The sequence below is a fragment of the Sutterella wadsworthensis 2_1_59BFAA genome (genome assembly GCF_000297775.1).
In the GTDB taxonomy this organism is placed as follows: Bacteria; Pseudomonadota; Gammaproteobacteria; order Burkholderiales; family Burkholderiaceae_F; genus Sutterella; species Sutterella wadsworthensis_A.
In genome coordinates this window covers 31803-53105 of sequence record NZ_JH815520.1, presented here as the reverse complement: position 1 = coordinate 53105, position 21303 = coordinate 31803, and the positions used below count along the sequence as shown (strand labels likewise).

17 protein-coding genes are annotated in these 21303 nt (G+C 64.5%); 7 read left to right on the top strand and 10 right to left on the bottom strand.

Annotated features, from left to right (window positions below; genetic code table 11):
* Positions 1 to 41: 41 nt before the first annotated feature.
* Both HMPREF9465_RS10330 and HMPREF9465_RS10325 read right to left on the bottom strand, forming a co-directional pair.
* The gene (locus HMPREF9465_RS10330) at positions 42 to 794 is read right to left on the bottom strand and encodes a basic amino acid ABC transporter substrate-binding protein (RefSeq protein ID WP_005436730.1); all 753 of its coding nucleotides are present in this window, start codon (positions 792 to 794) and stop codon (positions 42 to 44) included.
* 318 nt (positions 795 to 1112) lie between these two features.
* A complete protein-coding gene (locus HMPREF9465_RS10325; RefSeq protein ID WP_005436728.1) occupies positions 1113 to 2069 on the bottom strand; it encodes a hypothetical protein in 957 nt (318 codons plus the stop codon).
* A 202-nt stretch (positions 2070 to 2271) separates the two neighbouring features.
* Between HMPREF9465_RS10325 and htpG the strand changes: the two genes are divergently transcribed.
* The gene (gene htpG / locus HMPREF9465_RS10320; RefSeq protein ID WP_005436726.1) at positions 2272 to 4176 is read left to right on the top strand and encodes a molecular chaperone HtpG; all 1905 of its coding nucleotides are present in this window, start codon (positions 2272 to 2274) and stop codon (positions 4174 to 4176) included.
* Between the two features lie 169 nt (positions 4177 to 4345).
* Here the strand turns inward: htpG and HMPREF9465_RS10315 are convergent, their stop codons facing one another.
* The 6 genes from HMPREF9465_RS10315 to HMPREF9465_RS10290 all read right to left on the bottom strand — a co-directional run bounded on the left by HMPREF9465_RS10315 (position 4346) and on the right by HMPREF9465_RS10290 (position 10435).
* Positions 4346 to 5140, bottom strand: coding sequence for an aspartate dehydrogenase domain-containing protein (locus HMPREF9465_RS10315; protein WP_005436724.1), 795 nt, complete (start codon positions 5138 to 5140; stop codon positions 4346 to 4348).
* Between the two features lie 223 nt (positions 5141 to 5363).
* Positions 5364 to 6107 carry a c-type cytochrome gene (locus HMPREF9465_RS10310; RefSeq protein ID WP_005436722.1) on the bottom strand — a complete coding sequence of 248 codons (744 nt, stop codon included), beginning with the start codon at positions 6105 to 6107 and terminating at the stop codon, positions 5364 to 5366.
* A gap of 15 nt (positions 6108 to 6122) precedes the next feature.
* Positions 6123 to 7490, bottom strand: a complete 1368-nt coding sequence (locus tag HMPREF9465_RS10305) for an NAD(P)/FAD-dependent oxidoreductase (RefSeq protein ID WP_005436720.1) — start codon at positions 7488 to 7490, stop codon at positions 6123 to 6125.
* Positions 7487 to 7828, bottom strand: coding sequence for a c-type cytochrome (locus HMPREF9465_RS10300; protein WP_005436719.1), 342 nt, complete (start codon positions 7826 to 7828; stop codon positions 7487 to 7489). Before HMPREF9465_RS10300 ends, HMPREF9465_RS10305 begins: the two co-directional genes overlap by 4 nt.
* Before the next feature lie 13 nt (positions 7829 to 7841).
* Positions 7842 to 9089 (bottom strand): hypothetical protein, encoded by a 1248-nt coding sequence (locus HMPREF9465_RS10295; RefSeq protein ID WP_005436718.1) that lies wholly within the window; start codon positions 9087 to 9089, stop codon positions 7842 to 7844.
* Positions 9086 to 10435, bottom strand: a complete 1350-nt coding sequence (locus HMPREF9465_RS10290; protein ID WP_005436717.1) for a c-type cytochrome — start codon at positions 10433 to 10435, stop codon at positions 9086 to 9088. The genes HMPREF9465_RS10295 and HMPREF9465_RS10290 overlap by 4 nt, the downstream gene beginning before the upstream one ends.
* A 625-nt stretch (positions 10436 to 11060) precedes the next feature.
* Here HMPREF9465_RS10290 and HMPREF9465_RS10285 point away from each other — a divergent pair.
* The 4 genes from HMPREF9465_RS10285 (at position 11061) to nrfD (ending at position 16648) form a co-directional block, all read left to right on the top strand.
* Positions 11061 to 12110 (top strand): C4-dicarboxylate ABC transporter, encoded by a 1050-nt coding sequence (locus tag HMPREF9465_RS10285; RefSeq protein WP_005436715.1) that lies wholly within the window; start codon positions 11061 to 11063, stop codon positions 12108 to 12110.
* A gap of 492 nt (positions 12111 to 12602) precedes the next feature.
* Entirely contained in the window at positions 12603 to 15188 is a 2586-nt protein-coding gene (locus HMPREF9465_RS10280; RefSeq protein ID WP_005436713.1) for a molybdopterin-containing oxidoreductase family protein, read from the top strand.
* Between the two features lie 3 nt (positions 15189 to 15191).
* On the top strand, positions 15192 to 15779 hold the full coding sequence (locus tag HMPREF9465_RS10275; protein WP_005436712.1) for a 4Fe-4S dicluster domain-containing protein: 588 nt from the start codon (positions 15192 to 15194) through the stop codon (positions 15777 to 15779).
* Complete coding sequence (gene nrfD / locus HMPREF9465_RS10270; protein ID WP_005436711.1) at positions 15776 to 16648, top strand: NrfD/PsrC family molybdoenzyme membrane anchor subunit; 873 nt, start codon at positions 15776 to 15778, stop codon at positions 16646 to 16648. Before HMPREF9465_RS10275 ends, nrfD begins: the two co-directional genes overlap by 4 nt.
* Positions 16649 to 16749: 101 nt before the next feature.
* Here nrfD and HMPREF9465_RS10265 read toward each other — a convergent pair whose 3' ends face one another.
* Complete coding sequence (locus HMPREF9465_RS10265; RefSeq protein ID WP_147645346.1) at positions 16750 to 17031, bottom strand: NADH-quinone oxidoreductase subunit I; 282 nt, start codon at positions 17029 to 17031, stop codon at positions 16750 to 16752.
* Positions 17032 to 17219: 188 nt separating this feature from the next.
* On the opposite strand from HMPREF9465_RS10265, the gene HMPREF9465_RS10260 reads away from it, so the two are divergent.
* Entirely contained in the window at positions 17220 to 18176 is a 957-nt protein-coding gene (locus HMPREF9465_RS10260) for a LysR family transcriptional regulator (protein WP_005436709.1), read from the top strand.
* 138 nt (positions 18177 to 18314) lie between these two features.
* Here the strand turns inward: HMPREF9465_RS10260 and pepT are convergent, their stop codons facing one another.
* Positions 18315 to 19568 carry a peptidase T gene (gene pepT, locus HMPREF9465_RS10255; protein ID WP_005436708.1) on the bottom strand — a complete coding sequence of 418 codons (1254 nt, stop codon included), beginning with the start codon at positions 19566 to 19568 and terminating at the stop codon, positions 18315 to 18317.
* A gap of 282 nt (positions 19569 to 19850) precedes the next feature.
* Between pepT and dcuC the strand changes: the two genes are divergently transcribed.
* Positions 19851 to 21134 (top strand): C4-dicarboxylate transporter DcuC, encoded by a 1284-nt coding sequence (dcuC, locus tag HMPREF9465_RS10250; RefSeq protein ID WP_005436701.1) that lies wholly within the window; start codon positions 19851 to 19853, stop codon positions 21132 to 21134.
* Positions 21135 to 21303: the final 169 nt, after the last annotated feature.

The following is a 21303-nucleotide window of genomic DNA, read 5'->3' as shown; positions in this document are numbered from 1 at the left end:
CAGGCTTGCGCCGCAGCTGAGAATGGTTCGATTGACGCGCCTTACTTCGCCTTGCCGAACCACTTCATCATGAGCTTGTCGAATTCGCCGTTTTCCTTGAGGGCCTTGAGGGCCGCGTTGAGTTCGGCGGCGAGTTCGGGACGATCCTTGGCGACGACCATGGCGAAGTCGTCGGCGGAGAGCATATCGGGCAGGTGCACGACCTTCTTGGCAAGGCGCGGCTGCTGCGTGAGGATGTAGTCCGTCACGGGCTTGTCGTTGATGACGGCCTCGCAGCCGCCGTTGGCGAGCTCGAGGATGGCATCGCCCGCATTGTTGAACGTCTGGACCTTGGCGTCCTTGATGTCCTTGGCCTTGGCGGCAGCCGTCGTGCCGATCTGCACGGCGAGCTTCCTGCCGTCAAGATCCTTGAAGCCCTGGATCTTGTCCTCGTTGCCCTTGGCGACGAGCACCGTCAGGCCGGACTTGTAGAACGGTTCCGTGAAGAGAACGCGCTTCTTGCGCTCCTCGGTGACGGAGAAGCCGGAGGCGCCGACGTCGACGGAGCCGGAGAGCACTGCCGGGATGATGCCGTCAAAGGCCATGTTCGTGATCTTGACCTCGTAGCCCGCCTGCTTGCCCATCGCGCGGATAAGATCCATTTCGAAGCCCGTGATCTCCTGCGTCTTCATGTTGACGAATTCAAAGGGCGGGAAGGTGGTATTGGAGGCGACGCGCAGGTCCTTGGCTTCAACGGCGCCGGCGACGAGGACGGCGGTGGCGAGGACGGCGGCAAAGGCTTTCTTCATGAACATTTCGGGTTGCTCCGTTTTTTCTTGTCTTTCGGGATGATCTTCGAAAATCCGTGCGGATTTCGAGAGGCTCAAGGCGCCGCCTGGCGTCTTGGTGGAAAGTTATTCTACCTGTGGCCCTCTGCCCGGAATCCGGGGCGGAGGACTTCCTTCCTCCTAGGCCGCATGATCGAGATCAAACGAAATTTTGGTTTGCCTATTGCCGACAAAAGGCCTGTGCAGGAGGACAAAAGCACCGACCTTCCCTCCCATGACGCACGAAGGCCGACACGCCTTCGCGCGCCGGCCTTCAAGTCAAATGAGCCTGAGGGACTTTTGGTCCTACCAGGGCCACCAGCCCTTGACGGTGTCCATCACCTTGTCGGTCATCGGGACGGCCGCCCTGCGGGCCTGGGCCTCGATGGCCGCACGAGCCTCGGGGCTCACGGCGAAGCGCTCGACGGCACCCTCCCAGCCGACGTAGGGCACGCCGTTGTCGTCAAAGGCATAAAGACCCGTGTGCCTGCCCGTGGCGAGCGCGAGCGAACGCTGGCGCTCGGGCGTGAGGAAGACGCTGCCGTCGGGCATTCTGGAGCCGAGCGCGGCGGAGCGCACGCGCCAGGCGTGCGGACGGGCGGGATCAAGCCAGGCGGGCACGGGCTCGAAGCCCGTGGCGTCGGGCTCGGCGCCTTTCGAGACGTCGCGGCTGCGCACGACGACCGTCACGGCGCAGCCTTCGCCACGACCGGGTTCAAGCGTGGAGATCCCGGCGGGAATCCTGCAGACCGTGTCCTCCTTCTCGAAGAAGACGTCCTGCGTGACCATGTAGCCGAAGCTTCTCAGGTCGGCCTTGGGGCTCGTCCATGCAAAGCGCCAGCCCTCCTTCGCAAACTGCGAAGCGACGGCCTGCACGGTCTTCGCTGCGACGTGCCTCACGACGGCGCGCTCGTCGGCGGCCTCGGTCACGGGCACGAATCCGAAGTAGTGGACGGTTTCGAGCGGATCCGCGGCCATCACGCTCTTCTCGAGCATGCCGTTGAAGAATCCGCTGCCGCCGCTCGTGAGCAGGTCGACGCCGGGAGCGGCGGCCTCTTCGGGCGTCACCGTCACGGCGCGTCCGCGACCCGCGTCCTCGCGGTCGTGCATGTCGAACGCAAAGACCTTCATCAGGTTCTTGGCGTGGCTTGCGTGCGCGTCGGGGGCCTGCATGCGGTCGATCTCGTCGGCGGTGGGCACGCTCTGGCAGCCCGTGAGAACGGCGGCCGACAGGGCGGCGATGAGAGAAAGGCGGAGCATCATGATGACTCGATTTCAAGGGAAATGATTTTCGACTATACAGGATTGCGGGGACGCGCGCGAGCGCACGTCGCCTCCGACGCACGATCGCCTTCAATCGCGCCCTTGAAAATCCGCACATCGTCCCCATATTTACGTGTATCGGGCGCCGTGACGCCCGCACGCAATGGAAATTGCGCTGTTGATATTGGAGAAAAATTCAAAAATGGCACAGGAAGTACATGGTTTTCAGACCGAGGTCACCAAGCTTCTCGGTCTTCTCGCCAAGTCCCTTTACTCGAACAAGGAAGTGTTCCTCCGCGAACTCGTTTCCAATGCGTCCGACGCCGTCGACAAGCTGCGCTTTCTCTCGCTCACGAAGCCTGAGCTGACTGCCGATGATCCGACCTTCTCGATCCGCATCAAGGCCGATCCGGAAGCAGGCACGCTCTCCGTCATCGACAACGGCATCGGCATGACGCTTGCCGAGGCCAACGATCATCTCGGCACCATCGCCAAGTCCGGCACCGAAGCCTTCATGGCCCAGCTCACGGGCGAAGAGAAGAAGGACTCCCAGCTCATCGGCCAGTTCGGCGTGGGCTTCTACTCCTCTTTCATCGTCGCCGACCGCGTGACGGTCATCTCACGCAAGGCGGGTGCGAGTCCCGAGGAAGCCGTGCAGTGGGAGTCCGACGGCAACGGCACCTTCACCTCCGGCAACATCACCCGCGAGGCCCGCGGCACCGAGATCATCCTTCATCTCAAGGAGGACGAGAAGGAGTTCCTCGGCCAGTGGCGCCTGCGCGACGCGATCACGAAGTACTCCGACCACATCTCCACGCCCGTCTTCCTCTGGGAGAAGAAGGAACCCGTGAAGGAGGACGACAAGGACGTCGTCGAGGCTGAAGTGACGGGCTCCTGGGAGCAGGTCAACGACGCCCGCGCCCTCTGGACGCTTCCCCCGAAGGACGTGACGGAAGACCAGTACAAGGCCTTCTACAAGCACCTCACGCACGACTATGGCGATCCCCTCTGCTGGGCCCACAACCGCGTCGAGGGCGAGCTCGAGTACACGTCCCTTCTCTACACGCCGTCCGAAGCCCCGTGGGACCTCTACTCGCGTGAAAAGCAGCACGGCCTCAAGCTCTTCGTGCAGCGCGTCTTCATCATGGACGACGCCGAGCAGTTCCTGCCGAACTATCTGCGCTTCATCCGCGGCCTCGTCGACACCGCCGACCTGCCGCTCAACGTCTCCCGCGAGCTTCTCCAGGAAAGCCGCGTGACGCAGAAGCTCAAGCGCGCCCTCACGAAGCGTGCGCTCGACATGCTCGGCAAGCTCGCGAAGGACGATCAGGAAAAGTATGCCGTCTTCTGGAAGAACTTCGGCGCCGTCATGAAGGAAGGCCCCGTCGAGGACTACGCCAACCGCGACGCCGTCCTCAAGCTCCTGCGCTTTGCCTCCACCAAGGCCGGCACGCCCGAGGAGAACGTAAGCCTCGCCGACTACGTTGCCCGCATGCCCGAGAAGCAGAAGCACATCTACTACCTCACCGCCGGCAACTTCGAGACCGCCGTGAGCTCCCCGTACCTCGAGACCTTCCGCCGCAAGGGCGTCGAAGTCCTCCTGATGACGCAGCGCATCGACGAGTGGATGATGCAAGGCATGACCGAGTTCGAAGGTCATGAGTTCATCCCCGTGACCGCCTCCGACCTCAAGCTCGGCGAGCTCGCCGACAGCGAAGAGGAAAAGAAGCACGAGGAAGTCGTTCGCGAATCCTCCGGTCTCGTCGAACGCATCAAGCAGGCGCTCGGCGACCGCGTCGAAGGCGTGCGCGTCTCCTCCCGCCTCGTCGACAGCCCGAGCTGCCTCGTGGCCGACGCCGACAAGCGCCTCACGCCGCAGATGCGCCGCATGCTCGAGGCCGCAGGCCAGCAGGTCCCCGAGGACAAGGTGACCCTCGAGATCAACCCGTCCCACCCGCTCCTCAAGAAGGCCGAGGCCGAAAAGGACCAGGCGGGCTTCGAGAAGTGGTGCGAACTGATGCTCGATCAGGCCGCCCTCGCCGACCAGGGCACGGTCAAGGACCCCGCCAGGTTCGTGAAGCTCATGAACGAGCTGCTGCTGAAATAAGCTCCGCCCTTACGGACGCAGTCTGACATCAGCCCAAAAAGGCGCCTCCCCTCCGCGGGCAGGCGCCTTTTTTTTTCACGGCCTCATCTCATATGTCGACTTGTTTCACCATCAATTTGAGACCCTGAATCGATGCGGCGCAGGGCGGCGGGCGCGTTTTGGAGTCGCGTCAGAAGTAGGAGATCGGGCTCTCGAGGTTCTTGAGAAGCGCGAGCACGCTCCAGGCGGTGGACGTGCTTGAGCGCGGGTTCTTCGGATCGTAGGCGGAGTGGAAGAAGAGCTCGCAGTGCATCTCGCCCGCCTTCACGTCGATGTGATGGGTGTTGACGGTGAGGCCGGGACTGGCGACGAGGCGCACCCTGACATTCGGAGCGTCGGCGGCGGAAACCGTGGCGGCCGCGACGTTGATGTTCTTCGGGAAGCCCCTGACGGCCTCCTCGACGCCGCCCTCGAAGGCGAGCGTCTCGCGGTCGGCGGGGAGCTCCACGCCCATGAGGCCGGGCGCGCCCGAGAGGCTCTTCGGGGACTTGGTGCTCTCGAAGGTCGCCTCCTCGACGCCCATGAGGGCGGCCGTGCGCAGCACGTCGAAGCCGCCGATGGCGCCCGAGGCGACGTGGATGCGGCGGCCCGTGCGCAGCGCCGTTTCGGTCATGCGAGCCTTCCAGTCGGCGTCGGCGAGCGCGCCTGCGGAGACGAGCACGAAGTCACAGCCTGCTTCGAGCACGGCTTCGCCATAGGCCTTTGCGGCGCCGATGCCCGCGATCTCGACGACGAGGTCGGGCTTGTCGGCGAGGAGCTCCTCAAGCGTCGTTGCTGCGCGGCAGCCCGCGTTGGCGGCGAGCGCCTCGGCGTGCGCCTTCGTTCGGGCCATGACGCCCGTGAGCGTCCAGCCCTCGGCCCTGGCAAAGTTCGTGACAAGAATGGTGCCCAAGGCACCGCAGCCGATGACGGCGGCTCGCTTCATGATGGCTCTCCCATGTTTGATAATTCTCAGGAACCGACGGCGACTCAATGAAATCCGCCTCGGTCCGGTGCAGAGAGTCTAGACCGTCGGAGGGGCTTTTCGCCGCCGCGTTTTCCCGCACGGTTCGTGGATGTGCGAAGGGCCGCCCGTCGTCCATCTCCAACAGGCGGCCCTCGCATTGTCGTCAGCAGGCGGAGGCTTCAAACCCCTTCTCGGCTCCCGCCTACTTTGCCGCAGCCTTGGCCGCGGGCCTGGCGGGCTTGACGCCCGGCCAACCGGTTTCGCCCGCGTAGAAATCGGCGAGCGCGTTGATTTCATCGTCGGTGAGCTTCTGCGCGAAGAAGCGCATTTCCTTCAGGACGTCGTTGTCGCGACGTCCGTCGCGATAGTCGCGAAGCTGTGCGGCGAGATACGTCGGGTTCTGTCCGTGCAGGACGGGCACCTTGCCGTTCGAGCGGCCCTTGCCGGTCATGCCGTGGCAGGCGGCGCAGGGCGTGATCGCGCGGGCGGGATCACCCTTGCGCACGAGCCTTGCGACGTCGACGCCCTCGACGGGCGTGCGATCCTTCTTGCCCACGTCAAACGTTTTGCCGTCGGGGCCGGGGAGCATCTCGTAGAGCGCCGAGACGTCGGCGATCTGCTGGTCGGTGAGGCGCTTGGCGGCAGCCGTCATGATCGCGGCCTGGGCGCCGCCCGTGCGTCGGCCGTCGCGGTAGTCGAGGAGCGCCTTGGCGGTGACCTCGAAGGGCTGGCCCGCGACGTGCGGCCAGTTGGCGGTGGGTGCAATGCCGTTGGGACCGTGGCAGGAGCCGCAGAACTGCTTGCTGTGCACGGCGAATCCGCCCATGACGTTGGCCTTCGGGAGCGAAGCCACGGCCTTGTCGAGTTCGGCGGGCGTAAAGGCTGCGCCCGAGGCGAGCATCGGGAGGGCGGCGAACGCGCTCAAAATCATCAGTCTTGCATTCATTGTTCTTCTCCGGGATCAGCCGAAACTGTCGGCGGTGATCGTGTTCATCCAGCTGTGGAGGTACTGGGCGGCGAGGGCCTGCTCGGCAGGCTGGGCCTTGAGGTACTGGTAGCGGGCGCGCGTGTTGGTGCGGCCAATCTTTCCGTCCATGATGCGGAAGACGTCGGCGACGAAGAGACCGTAGTCCTCGCCCGCCAGCGCGTAGCAGGTGTTGGACCAGACGGGCTCGGGGATCTCGCGGCCGGCGAGCTCCTCGACGATCGCACGCGCGGTCGTCTTGGCCTGCGTGTTGGCCGAGAAGCCCGACTTGGGCATCGCGTCGGCGATTGAGGCGTCGCCGAGCACGTAGACGTCAGGAATGATCGTGCTCTCGAACGTGCGGCGGTCGATCGGGCAGAAGCCCGTCTTGTTGGCAAGGCCCATTGCGAGCGCAATGTTGGCGGCGCGCATCGGCGGGATGACGTTGATGACGTCAGCCTTGATGACGCCCGCCTCCGTCGTCACGGTCATGGCGCTCGCATCGATGGCGAGCGGGCGCCCGCCCTGCTTTTCCTGCACCCACTCGAGGCGGCAGTCGGGACGTGCGGGCGAGGCGTACTTGTCGAGCTTCGCCTTGTAGTCCGCAGGGATCGGGAAGCCGTAGAGACGGTTCCAGCCGAGGAGCATCGTCTCGTCGGTCACGAAGCTGTTCTTCGGGTCGGTGACGATGATCTTCGCGCTAGGGTTGTGCTTCGCGCACCACTCGGTCACGAGCGCGGCGCGCTCGTAGGGGCCGGGCGGGCAGCGATACGGATTGGGCGGCGCGACAAGGCAGAAGGTGCCGCCCTGGGGCATGGCCTTGAGCTGGTCGGCGAGGAGCTGCGTCTGCGGACCCGCGATCCAGCCGCTCGGGATCTTCGTCGCGGCGAGCTCGGCGCTGTAGCCCGGGATGCCTTCGTAGAGCAGCTCGATGCCGGGCGAGACGATGAGCTTGTCGTAGGCGTAGCGGCCCTTTTCGCCGATGACGGTCCTGCGGTCCGCGTCGAGGCCGACGATCGTGTCCTGAACCACGCGCACACCGTAGCGGTCGGAGAGCGCGTCGTAGGAGACCGTGAGGTCCTCCATCGTGACGGCGCCCGTGATGAGTTCCGACGAGCCGTAGTGGCGGATGAAGTGCGGATTGCGGTCGATGAGCGTGACGTCAAGGTCCTTGTTGAAGAGCTTGAGGTACTTGGCGGCCGTGGCGCCGCCCACGCCTGCGCCCACCACGACGATCCTCGCGCCACGGGCGGGTGCGAGGGCCTTGGCGGCGGCCTGGGCCCAGGAGGCGCCGGGCGCCGCGGCGAGTGCGGAGAGCGCGAGCGAGGTCATGACCCGGCGGCGCTGGATGTTGATGGCTTTCATTTCACGTCTCCCTTGATGCGGACGCCGTTGAAGAAGCGGGCCATGCGTTCGAACTCCTCATCGCTGTACCCTTCGGCGATGTGGCTCATGATCGAGGACGGGCGCTTGTGGGAGCGGAACTCCTTCATGGAGGTGATGAACTCCCCTTCGTCCATGCCTGCGAGCGGCACGAAGTGCTCGCCCTTCAGTTCCCCGTACGTCCCGTGGCAGGCGGCGCAGGTGTGCGCGAGCGCCTCGCCCGTGGGATTGCCCGAAAGCTTGGCGGGATCCGGCGCGGCCTGGGAGGCCGCAGCGGCGAGGATCAGGACCGCAGCGCATGTCGTATTGATGATGTTCATGATCAGTGACTCCTTAACCGTTGACGACGGCGATGCCGATCGCGAAGTAGCCTGCGACCCAGAGGACGAGCGAGGCGATGGCGGCGACGCCCACGCGCGAGAGCGCGGCGGAGGGCTGGTAGACGCCTTCGGTCTGGCCGCTCTTCCAGGCGAGCGAGAGAAGGTACGTCAGGTTGAGGCCGCCGACAACGAGGAAGGTCGTGAAGAAGATCACGGTGCTCGGCCAGTCCATGGTGATCTTGTAGGCGAGCGCGTCGTAGCCCGAGCCCTCGAGGAGCGTCACGAAGCGGAGCACTTCGCGCAGCGCGGCGAGGACGATCGTCATGACGAGGGTCATGCCGAAGGCCATGTAGTTGCAGAAGATGCAGAGCACGCGCTTCTTCTGGATGAAGCTCATCGCGCCGAAGTAGACGAGCGGAACGAGGCCGATCCACATCCAGACGGAGCCGGCGAACCAGCTCATCGTCTCGGGCAGCGTGACCATCCAGGCGGCGCCGGCGAGGAGCACCAGGGCGGAGCCCACGCGGGCCATGCCGTGGGCGAGGCCCTCGATGAAGTCGACGTAACCGTAGTCGGTCTCGCCCGAGGAGAGGAGGTAGCGGCGCATGCCGAAGAGCCAGCCTGCCGTCACGGGAAGCGAGAGGAGCAGGAAGAAGAGCACGCGGGCGGGCGTCACGGAGTGCAGCGACCTGCCGTAGGGCTCGATCTCACCGTTCGGGGCGTACCAGTTCATCCATTCGGCGGGCAGGAGCGACTGGTTGACGACGGCGTGCATGATGAGGCCGCAGACGAGCATCAGCACGAGGCTGCCGGCGAGCCAGACGCCGCCCTTCGGGGCGCCCTCGAGGTGCACGGGCCTGCCGTCGGCTTCATAGCGGTGGTTGAGGCCGTAGAAACGGTAAAGCGCGAGGTAGGCGACCGTGAGGATGGCGAGGAAGCCGAGGAGCCACCAGGCCGAGATCACGTTCGAGGTGTACCAGAACGGGTCGTAGATCACCTGCACGAAGAGGAGCGGCGCAACGCCGAGCACGATGGCGACCGCGACGGCGACCTTGGCGGTCGTGCCGAGGGCGCCCGCGAGGCGCTGCCAGTACGGGTTCTTCGAGAAGGCGCCCCAGGCGGCGAGCCCGAGGGTGCCGAGCATCACGTTGACGGCCGTGAGGTGAAGGGCGAAGGTGACGACGCCGAGCACCAGGAAGATGAGCGGGTGTGCGGGCGCGCCGGCGGGATCCGTCAGAGCCATGAGCATCATGTCATTCATTTGGCGGCTCCTTTCTTGGGAAGGATGGATTCAATGTAGGCTGCAAGGGCGCCGCGTTCGGCTTCGGGAAGCGGGACGGGCGGCATGTAGACCGAGTGGCCGCGGTAGAGGCCCGCACCGAGGTAGTCGGCGAGGAAGGCGCGATCGGCATCGGCCGGGAAGAAGCTCTCAAGGGGGCGCATGCCGGTGGACGTGAGCGAGTGGCAGTTGCTGCAGAGCGTGAGTGCAAGCGCACGGCCGGCCTCGACCTCGTTTTCAGGCGTCACCTTGCGAAGGTGCTCGGGCATGAAGGGGTGCGTGGCGAGAACGCCCTTCTCGGCCATGAGCGGAAGTTCGGAGCGGATGCCCAGCGCAGGGACGTCGCGGCCGACGAGCTGGTTGCCGTAGACGTACTGGCCGGCGACCCAGGGCTTGCGCACGATTTCGCGGGCGGTCTCCTCGGGCGCGAGGCCGAGCACGAGGATGACGACCGTCATCACGCCGGCGAGCCAGGGACGGAGCACCTGCGGCTTCCAGGCGGTGACGAGGAAGTAGAGGACGGAGACGCCGATGGAGGCGGCCATCATCATGCCGAAGCTTTCGGGAAGCCTCGTCGCCATCGTCTCGTAGGCGATGTCGGGGAGCGTTGTCATGTACCAACGGAAGGCGAGCCAGCCGCCGATGACGCCGAGGATGCCGGCGCCCGACAGGACGCGGGCGATCATGGCCTTCTCCTCGCGGTCGGCGATGCGGCCTGCGACCATGCCGCCGACGACGCCCGTGATGGTGAGCATGAACATGAAGCGGGCCGTCATCTGGGCGAAGGTGTTCTCACCGAAGAAGGCATTGAGCACGCCGCCGGTCTGGTGCCAGTCGGCCTGCCCCGGCCAGAGCATGAAGGAGAGGATGCCGACGATCACGAGGAGCGTCGCGACGGACGCCAGACCGAAGATGATCGAAATGCGGGTGTGGGTGCGAGGATCCACGCGGCCCGCAAGATAGACGAGCAGGTAGACGCCGATCACCTCAATGACGAAGAACACCCATTCGCTCGCCCAGAGCCAGACGAAAGAGTGGATGAGCGCCGAGATCCCGCGGGGGGACGCGATCGTGGCGGCGAACCAGATGCCCGGACCCGTGATGGAGCCGAGCACGTAGCTGAAGATGAGGAGGAAGAGGCCGTAGCGGCGGATGAAGGCGAGGTAGGCGGGCTTGTCCCTCCTCACCGCATAGTTGGCGAGCCAGGCGAAAAGCACCGCGCCGCCGACGGAGGCGTGAGAGAAGAGGACGTGGATCGTGGCGATGAAGCCGATGATCCAGCCGCTGCCCACGCCGGGTTCGAACCAAGTCGGATAGAGTCCGAGCATGAAGAGCTCCTGTTGCATAAATGGTTTTAATTGCTTTGGAGAGGCGCGCCCGCCCTTGCGCTTCGGCCTAGGGATCCGAGGTGCTCGCAAAATCAAGGCAAAACGCCCTCTCCGACACGATTCGATTGTAGTTTTCCCTCATCTGCAGCCGCATTGCGGGTTAACCCCAAGTCAACATTTTTCAAGAACGTTCATCCAACCACGTCCTCAATTGAGAATGGTTCCTGAACGCAACTGCCACAGGCATTTTCAGGGGATCTAATCACAAAGTATCGGATTTCGTCGGCTTTAGTAGCTAACTCACTCATGCTTTTGCACCTTCCGTTTGCAGAGCATTTTAGTCTTTATTTATCGCCTCATTGGGATCGATCGCCTCTCATGAGGCAAGCGATTGTCGCGCCACGCCGGCGCCGACGCTCCCATCCTTTTATTTTTTATTTTTCGCCTCAAACGCGCCTCTGAAAGGCGTTTTGGAAAGGCGAACCATCGGGAGACTTCAAAATTACGTTCCATGAATTTGACGAGCGACGGCCTTTTCGTCTACGATTCATTCCCACAATTTTTAGAGCGTAGCGGCAACCACAGGACCGCACGCCCTTCAACAACCCTTTTCTGGAGTCTTCTCATGGAACGCTTCATCCGCCCGATGGCCCCGGGCTGGTTCGCCTCCGTCATGGGCACGGCCGTCACCAGCCTCGCCCTCACCCTCGCCTCCCACGCGGCCGCGGACGCGGGTCCCGCGCTCGCCGCCCCCGTGGCCCTTGCGGCCTCCGCCCTGCACTGGCTTGCGATTGCTATGATGTCCGTGCTTGGCATTGCCGCCGTCTATCGCCTCATCCGTCACGGGGACGCCGTGATGGAGCAGCTGCGCCACCCCGTCGAGGGGAGCTTCTATGCGACCTTCCCGATCGCGATGCTGGTTATGGCGGCCGAGTGGACGATCCGCGGGGTCTCGCCCACCCTGATCGCGCCGCTTTGGTGGACGGGTGCGCTGGGCACCTTTGCCGTGAGCTACGTGGTGCTCTTCGGGCTCTTCACGAGCGAGCGCCTCAAGCTCGGCATGGTGACGCCCGCGCACTTCATCCCGGCCGTGGGCCTCGTGGTGATCCCCGTTGCGGGCGCCCCGCTTGCCGCCGCCTCCGAAGGCGTGCTGCGCGAACTCGCCTTCGCCCTCAACATGACGGGATTCGGCGCAGGCGTCTTCATGTACGTCGGCCTGCTCGCGCTCACGATGGCGCGCCACTTCCTCGGCGCCCCCGTCGAGGGCAAGATGACGCCCACCCTCTGGGTGCACCTGGCGCCGCTGAGCGTCATCCCGCTCTCGATGCTCGCGCTCCTCAAGACCACGGGCGACGCCTCGCTCCTGCGCTACGGCTCCCTCGTCGCGGCCGCCTTCCTCGGCGCCGCCCTCTGGTGGCTCGTGCTCGCCGTCTCCATGACGATCCGCAACCGCCGTCAGGGCAAGCTTCCGTTCGCACTCTCCTGGTGGGCCTTCGTCTTCCCGATCGGCGCCTGCTCGGTGCTCGCCTTCCGCGTCTCCGAACTCCTCGCGCTCGAGGTCCTGCCTCACGTCGCGGGCGGTCTCACCCTGCTCGCGCTCTTCGTCTGGTCCGCCGCCGCACTCGGCACCGCCCGAGGCATCCGCACGGGCGCCATCTTCGCACCCGCACACTGACGCAGGCAGCCGGCTCCGCCGTCTCCCCCCCTCAGGGCCCCTGCGCCGCCATGGCGCAGGGGCCCTTTTTCCTTTCCACGCCCCGCGGCTCCTCAATCCGCATCATTCTCCGTTTTCACTGAATATCCCGCCCCAACTCCGACGTTTTTGACGCCGTTTTTCCTGCAGTTCCCGCATCATAATACCGGCTAATAGCCAAACCCTATCGAAAGCCACTTCATGATTTCGCATCAGGTTGACCCATGTCAACATTCGGCTTTTTACCCGATTGAACGCCTCATCATTCTGCAAAACATCCGAACGTGCAGGACTGCGGGCGTTTATCGCCGATTCACGATGACGCGGGGAAGCACTATTCACGGAAGGTTATAGGGATACCCCGCGAATTTTCGTGAAGGGTTCCCTGAGATCATTGGGGAAAGGCCTGCGGCGTCATTCCGACCCTTTGCCGCGGCGCCTTTGGACCCATCATTCGAAACCGGAGAGATCGTTATGACGACCACCGAACACCTGCCCGGCATCTCCCGCCGCACGCTCATCGGCGCGGCGGCAGCAGGCGCAGCGGCCTCGGGCTTTTCCTGGGCCGCCGTCAAGGCCGAAGTCGACGCCATGAAGGCCGACGGCTGGACGGCCCATCCCGTTGCATGCTGCATGTGCGGCGCCCGATGCGGGCTGCTCGCCATGCGCCGCGAAGGCGAGGCCGCCTCGCGCACGACCGTGCGCATCATGCCCAATCCCGACCATCCCCAGCGCGGCTACTGCGGCCGCGGCGCCCAGACGCTCTGGGCGTGGAACCATCCGATGCGCATCAGGAAGCCCCTGAAGCGCAAGGGCGAGCGCGGCTCGGGTGAATTCGAGGAGATCTCCTGGGATCAAGCTCTCACGGAAATCGCTGCGAAGCTCAAGACGATCGTCGAGCGCGACGGCGAACGCGCCGTCATGCTCACGAGCCACTCCTTCACGGGTTCCCAGAAATGGTTTGCGCACGCGCTCGGCACGCCCAACGTCGTCAATCATTCCTCGACCTGCAACTCGGCCTCGTCGCTCGCGCGCCGCATGGTCTTCGGCTCCAACACCGCAGGCGTCGCCGCTGTCGACCCCGACTACGCGCACGTCGACTACCTCCTTCTCATCGGACGCACGCTCAACTGCGCCGCCGGCTCCTTCGCCCAGGCGGCCGAAGCACGCGAGCGCGGCGCCCGCCTCGTCTTCGTCGACCCGCGCATGCCCGAAGGCGCATTTGCCGAATCCGAATGGGTGCCCGTCAAGCCCGGCACCGACGCCGCCTTCCTGCACGCCGTCATCCACGTCGGCCTCAAGGAAAAGCTCGCCGACTTCGAGTGGATGCGCCGCTGGACGAACGCCCCCTATCTCGTTCGCGAGGACCTCACCCCGATCACCGAGTCCGACCTGCGCGCCAACGGCCGCGCACGCGCCTTCGCCGTCATCGACGAACGCACGAGCAGCGTCGCCTTCATGGATCTCAGGCTCAACGACAAGAACCAGCCCGTCGCCTTCGAAGAAAATCCCGACGTGCGTCCCGCCCTCTTCTGGCAGGGCCCCGTCAAGCTCGCCTCGGGCGAGACCGTCAACGCGAAGACGGTCCTCCAGGCCTTCGCCGACGTGAACGCGAAGTACGCGCCCGAAGCCGTCTCCGCCCTCACGGGCATTCCCGCCGCGCGCATCGTCTCGATCGCCCGCGACTTCTTCCGCCTCAGGGGCGTCTGTGACGATGGCTGGTACTCCAGCCGCAACGGCAACGACGTCGAAGGCTTTGCGCTGCAGAACATCCTCAATCTCCTCACCGGGCGCTTCGACCGCGAGGGCGGCCTCATCCGCACTCAGGGCAGCGGCTTCGGCGGCGTCGGCATCAAGAAGGCGGGCACGAAGTGCACGGGCCCGACGGGCGTGACCTGGGAGGTCGCGCCGGGCAAGCCTCTCGACAAGCTTTACTTCCCGGAAGGCATTGGCACGCTCTCCTCGACCTTCGAGGCCATGAAGACGGGCAAGCCCTACCCTGTTCGCGCCCTCATCATGACGGGCTGCGCCATGTTCCACCGCGAGCCCAACTCCGCGCGCCTCATCGAGGCCTTCAAGTCGCTCGAGCTGATCGTCTCGCAGGACCTGATGCCGATCGAATCGAACGACTGGGCCGACTACGTGCTCCCGTCGACCTTCTTCCTTGAAAATCCCGAGTACCTCGGCGTCTCCTACGCCCGCGACGGCTGGGTGCAGAAGTCCGACTCCACCGTTGCGCCGCCCGAGGGCGTCGAGGCCCGCCACGACATCTGGCAGCTCCTCGAGATCCTCCGCCGCATGTATCCCGAACGCGCCGCGCGCGCGGGCTACGCCGCCGAAATCAAGACCCGCGAGGAATGGCTCAAGTGGTACAACGAAGGACTCCTCAACAAGGCCTGGGCGAAGTTCATCGCAGGCCGCAACAAGGCCGAACCGGGCGAAGGCGACCGCATCGCCCGCGAGGTCGAGGAAAAGGGCTTCGCACTCGTCAAGGCCAAGGCCTACGAGACCTTCCCGTATCGCTCTCCCCTCATGACGCCGACCGGCAAGGCCGAGCTCGTGAGCTTCTACGTGCTTGGCGCCGCCACCGCAAAGGGCATCATGGCGCTTCCCGAATACGCGCCCACCAAGTCCTACACGGCGCCCAAGCCCGTCTCCGACGAGTTCGTCATCGTCTCGGGCAAGAACGGCGCGAGCTGCTCGGGTCTTGCGATGTTCACCTTCCCGTCGAAGTACACGGGCGACCGCACGATCTGGATGAATCCCGTCGACGCCGAACGTCTCGGCATCGAGACGGGCGACATGATCGAGTGCGAGGGGCTCGATACGGGCGTCAGGGGCGTCTCGGCCGTCACGGTCACGAACCGCGTGATGGCGGGCGTGCTCTTCTCCTACGGCTTCTCCTCGGGCATTCGCACGAAGAAGCTTCTCCCCGCCTACGAATGGGTCCGCGAAGGTCTCAACACCCAGTGGCTTGCGGGCGGCGTCAGTCAGGTCGCCTGCGGCAACGTCAACAACAACGTTTCGGTGCGCGTGCGCCGCATCGGCAAGGGAGCTTAAGCCATGACGAAGGAAAACAACGTTCAGATGGCGCATCTCTTCGATGCGACCCGCTGCATCGGCTGCACGGCCTGCATTGCGGCCTGTCTTGAAACCAACCACCCGGAGCTCCTTGAGCGCGACATCCCGGGCCACGACTGGCTCGGCTCCAACATCCGCCGCATCACGCTCGAACGCGCCCGCCGTCCGCAGATGCTCCTCGTGCAGTGCCAGCACTGCTCGGACGCCCCCTGCATCTCGACGTGTCCGTTCGGCGCCAACTGGCGCGATCCGGAAACCGGCCTCGTCAAGACCGACGAGTCGCTGTGCGTGGGCTGCAGCTACTGCGTGGCGTCCTGCCCCTACGACGTGCGTTGGACGCATCCCGACACGGGCGTGCCGATGAAGTGCATGGGCGAAGGCTGCGAGGCGCTCGTCAAGGCAGGCAGGAGTCCCGCCTGCGTGGCGGCCTGCCCCGTCTCGGCCAGGGCCTTCGGCAACGTCAATGATCCCGAGAGCAGGATCTCGAGGCGCATCGCCGTCTCGAAGACCGAAAAGCTCCTGCCGCACAAAGGCACGAAACCCAACTTCTTCGTGGTGGTGACAAAATGACCTACGAACTCGCACTTCTGACCGAACAGGCTTCGACCGCCCACTGGGGCTGGACGATCGCCTTCTTCCTCTGGTTCATCGGCCTCGCAGGCATGGGCCTCTTCCTAAACTTCTGGGTCCGCTCCAAGCTCGTGCTCGTCGCGAGCACCGTGAGCGCGATCGTGGGCACGCTCTTCGTGGTCTCGCACCTCGGGCGCATGCTCAACCTGCCTCTTGCGTTGGTGAAGTCGATCGTCACGGGCCGCTTCAACGGCGGCAGCTGGATGTTCATTGGCATCTGCCTGCTGACCGTGCTCTGCATCGCCTGCTGCGTGCAGCTTCTCCTCGCGTGGAAGTCCGCCGAAAAGGCCGAGGCGCTCCTCAACAACCATGCGCTGCTCGTCTTCAACGCCGCGCTCGGCTTTGCGGCTACGGCCTACTCGGGCTTCCTCCTCACGCAGGCCGAAGGCGTTGCGCTCTGGAACACGGCCGTGCTACCCGTCCTCTGGATCGCCTCGGGCCTCTCCTGCGCGGTGGGTCTCGTTGAAATCCTCGAGTCCCGCAGACGTCTTCCGCACGCAGGCTGGATCGGTACGACCGCCGTGCTCGCGCACCTGGGCGAAGCCTTCATCCTCTTTGCCTTCGTGCACGTGGCGATCGCCACCGGGACGCCGGGCGCCGTTGCGGGTGCCGAATCCCTCGTCGGCGGCGAAAACGCGCTGCTCTTCTGGGGTGGCGCCGTCGGGCTGGGCCTCGTCGTGCCCTTCGCGCTCGGGTTCGTCAGGAGCGACGCCGCGAAGCTCGCCGCAGGCTCCGCAGCCATCCTCGGCGCACTCCTCCTGCGCGCGTCCGTCCTCTTTGCGGGCGTCTACGACCCCGTGATCTTCTAATGCGCTTCTGAAGCGTGAAGCGCAGGCGGGCCCGACGGCAATGCCGCGGGCCCGCTTTTCTCATCTATTTTCAGTCATTCGGCAATGGACGGGACGACGGGTCAGGTGCGGTAGACGGGCGCGCTGATCATCGTCTTGAGCTTGTCCTCCCAGACGGCCTCGGGCGAATCGCCCGAACCGGCTCGTCCTGCGTAGATCACGACGGGCTTTTCGTCGAGCGACTCCTCGGGATGTCTGACGGGGAGCGTCTGCACGGCGTTCCTGAAGCAGATGTCGACGCAGAGACCGCAACCGATGCATTTCGAGGGCCTCACCTTCATGGGCGTGACGCCGTTGAGCTTTTCCTCCTCTAGCGCCGCAGTCGGACAGACGGTCGGGCACAGTCCGCAGGCCCTCGCAGGCCTCGTTGTCGATCTTCGGCGCCCAAAAGCCGGGACGCCCCGGCGCCTCCATCATGCCCGACAGAACTTCTGGCCCCTTTTCCCTTGCGCTCTTCAGAGACTCGAGTGTGAAATGCATGGGCCGCAATTCCTCACCTGACTGAAGTCAGATGTTTCCTTGCGGCGTTTCTATGAATGTTCTCGACAACCTCAACGCCTGGCGCGCCGTCTCGGCCGCCGCACGCACGGGAAGCGTCACCGCCGCTGCCGAGCAGCTCGGCATCGAACTCTCCAAGTGCTCGCGCCTCGTCTCGGGCATGGAGCGCGAGATGGGCTTTGCGTTCTTCGACAAAAGCACGCGTCCCTATCGTCCGACGCCGCAGCTCAGGGCCTTCCTCGCCGCGTTCGAGCTCGCGCTGCGCAACCTGGAAAACGCGCGCGCACTCCATCAGGCGACGGGCGAGAAGATGCGCATCCGCTTCGCGGCTCCGATCGAGATCTCCCGCCTCTACTTCTCGAAGACGCTCGTCTCCTATGCACGGGAGCACCCGAACCTCTCGTTCGTGCTCCAGCCCGAGGCGACGCTCGCCGGGCTTCGCGCAGGCGCCGTCGACGCGATCGTGCTGAGCGACGTGCCCGCCGTCGCCGAGGATCTCGTCGTGCGCCTCTGCCACGTCACTTCCACCTGCGTCCTCGCGACTCCCGCATACCTGAGGCGACACGGCACGCCGCAAACACCCGCCGACCTTGCGCGCCACACGGGACTGCTGCTTCGCACCGTCAACCTCAATCCCGTGAGACGCCTCTACAGGGACGGGATCGAGTCGGAGATCATCGAATGGAAGAACGTCTTCATCACGCACGACCAGATCGCGCTCAAGGAGCTTCTCCTGGAGGACAGAGGCATCGCCGTCGATCTATCGCTTGCGCACGTTGTCGAGGAGCTCGAGTCGGGGCGCATCGTCTCCGTGATGCCTGGCTGGGAGCGTGCTCCCAGGCGCATGTGTGTCGTCACGCTCAGGGAGCGCGAGGAGGCCTGCCCGCCGCTCAGACTCTTTGCGGAAGCCGTCGCCCTCAGGACGGGCGAGGACTGGATCGCCTACACCGAGCGCGGCCGCGCAGCCATTGCGCGCGCAGGCGTGTCCTGAGCCCACGACGGATCACGACCGCCCGCGCACGGCAGGAAAAAATTGGGGCCCGCTCTTTCGAACGGGCCCCGTCCCCACTCCACCTGTCCGAATAGACTCACATCCGGACCGGAAGAAACTGTTGCAATCCGCTGATGCTTATTGAAGCGACGTCACCTCGGCGGACTTTTTCGCGAGCATGACGGCGACTTCGGCGCCCTTGTCGAGCGACTTCACGGGAATGCATTCATAGACGCCGTGGAAGTTCATGCCGCCCGTGAACACGTTCGGGCAGGGCAGCCCGCGCACGGAAAGGCGCGCGCCGTCGGTGCCGCCGCGGATCGGCTCCTCCTGCGGCTCCATGCCGCAGGCGCGATAGGCCGCGCGCACAATCTCGAGCACCTTCGGGGCCTTGTCGAGATAGGGCTTCATGTTCTCGTAGCTGTCCTTGATCTCGAGGGAGAACTTTGCCTCGGGGAACTCGGCGCTCATCTCGTCGACGAGCTTCACGAGGAAGGCCTTCTTCTCCTCGTAGAGCGCACGGTTGTGGTCGCGCACCAGAATGCGCACGACGGACTCGACCACCGTCCCCTTTGCCATGTTCGGATGCAGGAAGCCCTCGTGGCCCTCGGTCGTCTCGGGCGCCTGATCGATCGGCAGGCGGTCGATGAGCCTGGCGGCATAGCGCACGGAATTGACCATCTTGCCCTTGGAGAGGCCGGGATGGACGCCCACGCCCCTAATGGTCACGAGCGCGGTGCCCGCGTTGAAGTTCTCGCTCTCGAGCGTGCCGATTTCGCCGCCGTCGAACGTGTAGGCATAGGCCGCGCCGAAGAGCGGAATGTCGAAGTTTTCCGTGCCGCGGGCCACTTCCTCGTCGGGGGTGAAGCCGATGCACAGACGCGCATGCGGCACCTCGGGATGGGTCTTGATCCAGGCGACCATCTGCATGATCTCGGCGATGCCCGCCTTGTCGTCGGCGCCCAGAAGCGTCGTGCCGTCCGTGAAGATCACGTCCTGGCCCTTGTACTTCAGGATGTCGGGGAACTGCCCGACACTGAAGACGATGTTCTTCTCGACGTTGAGCGTCACGTCGCCGCCGTCGTAGCGCACGATCTGAGGCCTCGCGTTCGCGCCCGGGGCGTCGGGAGATGTGTCCATGTGGGCGATGAAGCCGATGGCGGGATTGGCCTCGCAGCCCGGCGTTGCGGGAATCGATCCGTAGACCACGCCGCCCTCGCCGATCCTCGCGTCCTCGACGCCGAGCGCCTTGAGCTCGTCGACGAGGAACGCCGCAAGCGCAAGCTCCTTCTCGGCGGACGGCGCGGTCGTGCTCTCACGAACGGACTGCGTGTCAAACGCAACATACTGCAGGAAGCGCTCGGTCGTGCTCATGCTCTCGACGGTGCTCATCGGATAATCTCCTGAGGGTTGAAAGGGGTTCGAAAAACTGATGCCGTGCATTATTCCGACACGGCCGCCGTTTTTTTAGGCGGGTTCTCCCTTACCTCCTCAGTGGTACAAAAACGCGAATTTCCCGATCCTGCGCAAGATTCGGAGCCGTCTTTGCAAAATAATCCGCAAAAATACGTAAGGGTAATCACATAAACCTTCCTCATAACTCCCCATGGCTCAAAAACGCGCGGATCACTAGGATTCAGAAAATCCCCCTAACCGTTCTGGAGACACAACAAAATGACGATCTACGTCTGGAGCGCCATTGCGGTCGTGATTCTCACGCTCGCCGCGCTCATCCGCCGCTATGACACGAAGCTGGTCCTGCTGATTGCGGGTCTGGCGATGTGCTGCCTATCGATGAATCCGATGGCCGCCTTCCAGCAGTTCGACAAGTCGATGACGAACTCGGCGCTCATCATCTCGATCTGTTCGTCGATGGGCTTTGCCGCCTGCGTCACAATGACGAAGTGCGACCTTCATCTCGTTTCCCTGCTCACGAAGCCGCTCAACAAGCTCGGCATCCTGCTTCTGCCGTGCTGCATGATCGTGACGGGCATCGCCTCGGTCGCCATCGGCTCTCTCGCCGGCCTGTGCGCCGCCATCGGTCCGACACTCGTGGGTCTGATGATCCGCGCGGGCTTCCGTCCCGCCATGGCCGCCGCCGTGATCATCTCATCGACGCTCCCGAACTACTGGTCTCCGGGCTCCACCGACAACATCTACGTCGCCAAGCTCGCCAACATTCCCGTGATGGACATGGTCACGTACGTCGCCCCGACGACGCTGATCCTCTCGGCGCTCTCCATCGTCTTCGTAATGATCGTCTGCCTGCTCTTCAAGGACTACCGCAAGGAGGGCTTCGGCTCGACGGGCGTGCATCCTGGCGAAGACATCCAGAAGAAGCTCCCCGACCTGCCTGAAAAGCCGAACCTGCTGATGGCCTTTGCGCCGCTCCTGCCGGTCGTGCTCCTCTTCGTCATCTCGCTGTGCTTCCCCGGCGTGAAGATGTCGGTCGCCACCGCCATGCTCATGGGCCTCATCTACGTGATGATCGTCACGCGCCTCAACCCGCAGCAGCTCTGCTCGAAGTTCTTCGACGGCATGGGCTCGGGCTACGGCAGCATCCTCGGCCTCATCATCGCCGCGGGCGTCTTCGCCGCCGGCCTCAAGAGTTGCGGTCTCATCAGCCTCTTCATCGACTACCTGAAGAACTCCTCCGACGTCGCCAAGCTCGGCGCCTCCTTCGGCCCCTACCTGCTCGGCATCATCACGGGCTCGGGCAACGCCGCCGCGTTCGCCTTCAACGAATCCGTCACGCCGCACGCCCTTGAGTTCGGCATGAAGATCGAGGACCTCGGCTTCATCGCCTGCGTCTCCGCCACGCTCGGCCGCGTCTCGTCTCCGCTCGCCGCCGGCGTCATCCTGATCGCAGGCATCGCGGGCGCCTCTCCGCTCGACGTCGTCAAGCGCTCCATCCCCGTCATGCTCTGCACGATCGGCGCGCTCTACTTCCTCGTCTGACGAATGCCCTCTCTCCTTCGGGCGCGCCTCCCTGCGGCCGAGACCTGAAGTCAGAAAAGCCCCGGGCGGTCCTCCTGATGTGGTCCCCGATTCTTGGACAAAGAATTGGGGACCATCTGTATGGGACATAAATGGAAGGGAACAGTTGAAGCTAGAAAGCTGAGGTTTC

Excerpts from the sequence above, each read along its gene's own strand:
- HMPREF9465_RS10330 (WP_005436730.1), bottom strand. The coding sequence starts at position 794 with ATGTTCATGAAGAAAGCCTTTGCCGCCGTCCTCGCCACCGCCGTCCTC.
- HMPREF9465_RS10325 (WP_005436728.1), bottom strand. The coding sequence starts at position 2,069 with ATGATGCTCCGCCTTTCTCTCATCGCCGCCCTGTCGGCCGCCGTTCTC.
- htpG (WP_005436726.1), top strand. The coding sequence starts at position 2,272 with ATGGCACAGGAAGTACATGGTTTTCAGACCGAGGTCACCAAGCTTCTC.
- HMPREF9465_RS10315 (WP_005436724.1), bottom strand. The coding sequence starts at position 5,140 with ATGAAGCGAGCCGCCGTCATCGGCTGCGGTGCCTTGGGCACCATTCTT.
- HMPREF9465_RS10310 (WP_005436722.1), bottom strand. The coding sequence starts at position 6,107 with ATGAATGCAAGACTGATGATTTTGAGCGCGTTCGCCGCCCTCCCGATG.
- HMPREF9465_RS10305 (WP_005436720.1), bottom strand. The coding sequence starts at position 7,490 with ATGAAAGCCATCAACATCCAGCGCCGCCGGGTCATGACCTCGCTCGCG.
- HMPREF9465_RS10300 (WP_005436719.1), bottom strand. The coding sequence starts at position 7,828 with ATGAACATCATCAATACGACATGCGCTGCGGTCCTGATCCTCGCCGCT.
- HMPREF9465_RS10295 (WP_005436718.1), bottom strand. The coding sequence starts at position 9,089 with ATGAATGACATGATGCTCATGGCTCTGACGGATCCCGCCGGCGCGCCC.
- HMPREF9465_RS10290 (WP_005436717.1), bottom strand. The coding sequence starts at position 10,435 with ATGCTCGGACTCTATCCGACTTGGTTCGAACCCGGCGTGGGCAGCGGC.
- HMPREF9465_RS10285 (WP_005436715.1), top strand. The coding sequence starts at position 11,061 with ATGGAACGCTTCATCCGCCCGATGGCCCCGGGCTGGTTCGCCTCCGTC.
- HMPREF9465_RS10280 (WP_005436713.1), top strand. The coding sequence starts at position 12,603 with ATGACGACCACCGAACACCTGCCCGGCATCTCCCGCCGCACGCTCATC.
- HMPREF9465_RS10275 (WP_005436712.1), top strand. The coding sequence starts at position 15,192 with ATGACGAAGGAAAACAACGTTCAGATGGCGCATCTCTTCGATGCGACC.
- nrfD (WP_005436711.1), top strand. The coding sequence starts at position 15,776 with ATGACCTACGAACTCGCACTTCTGACCGAACAGGCTTCGACCGCCCAC.
- HMPREF9465_RS10260 (WP_005436709.1), top strand. The coding sequence starts at position 17,220 with ATGAATGTTCTCGACAACCTCAACGCCTGGCGCGCCGTCTCGGCCGCC.
- pepT (WP_005436708.1), bottom strand. The coding sequence starts at position 19,568 with ATGAGCACCGTCGAGAGCATGAGCACGACCGAGCGCTTCCTGCAGTAT.
- dcuC (WP_005436701.1), top strand. The coding sequence starts at position 19,851 with ATGACGATCTACGTCTGGAGCGCCATTGCGGTCGTGATTCTCACGCTC.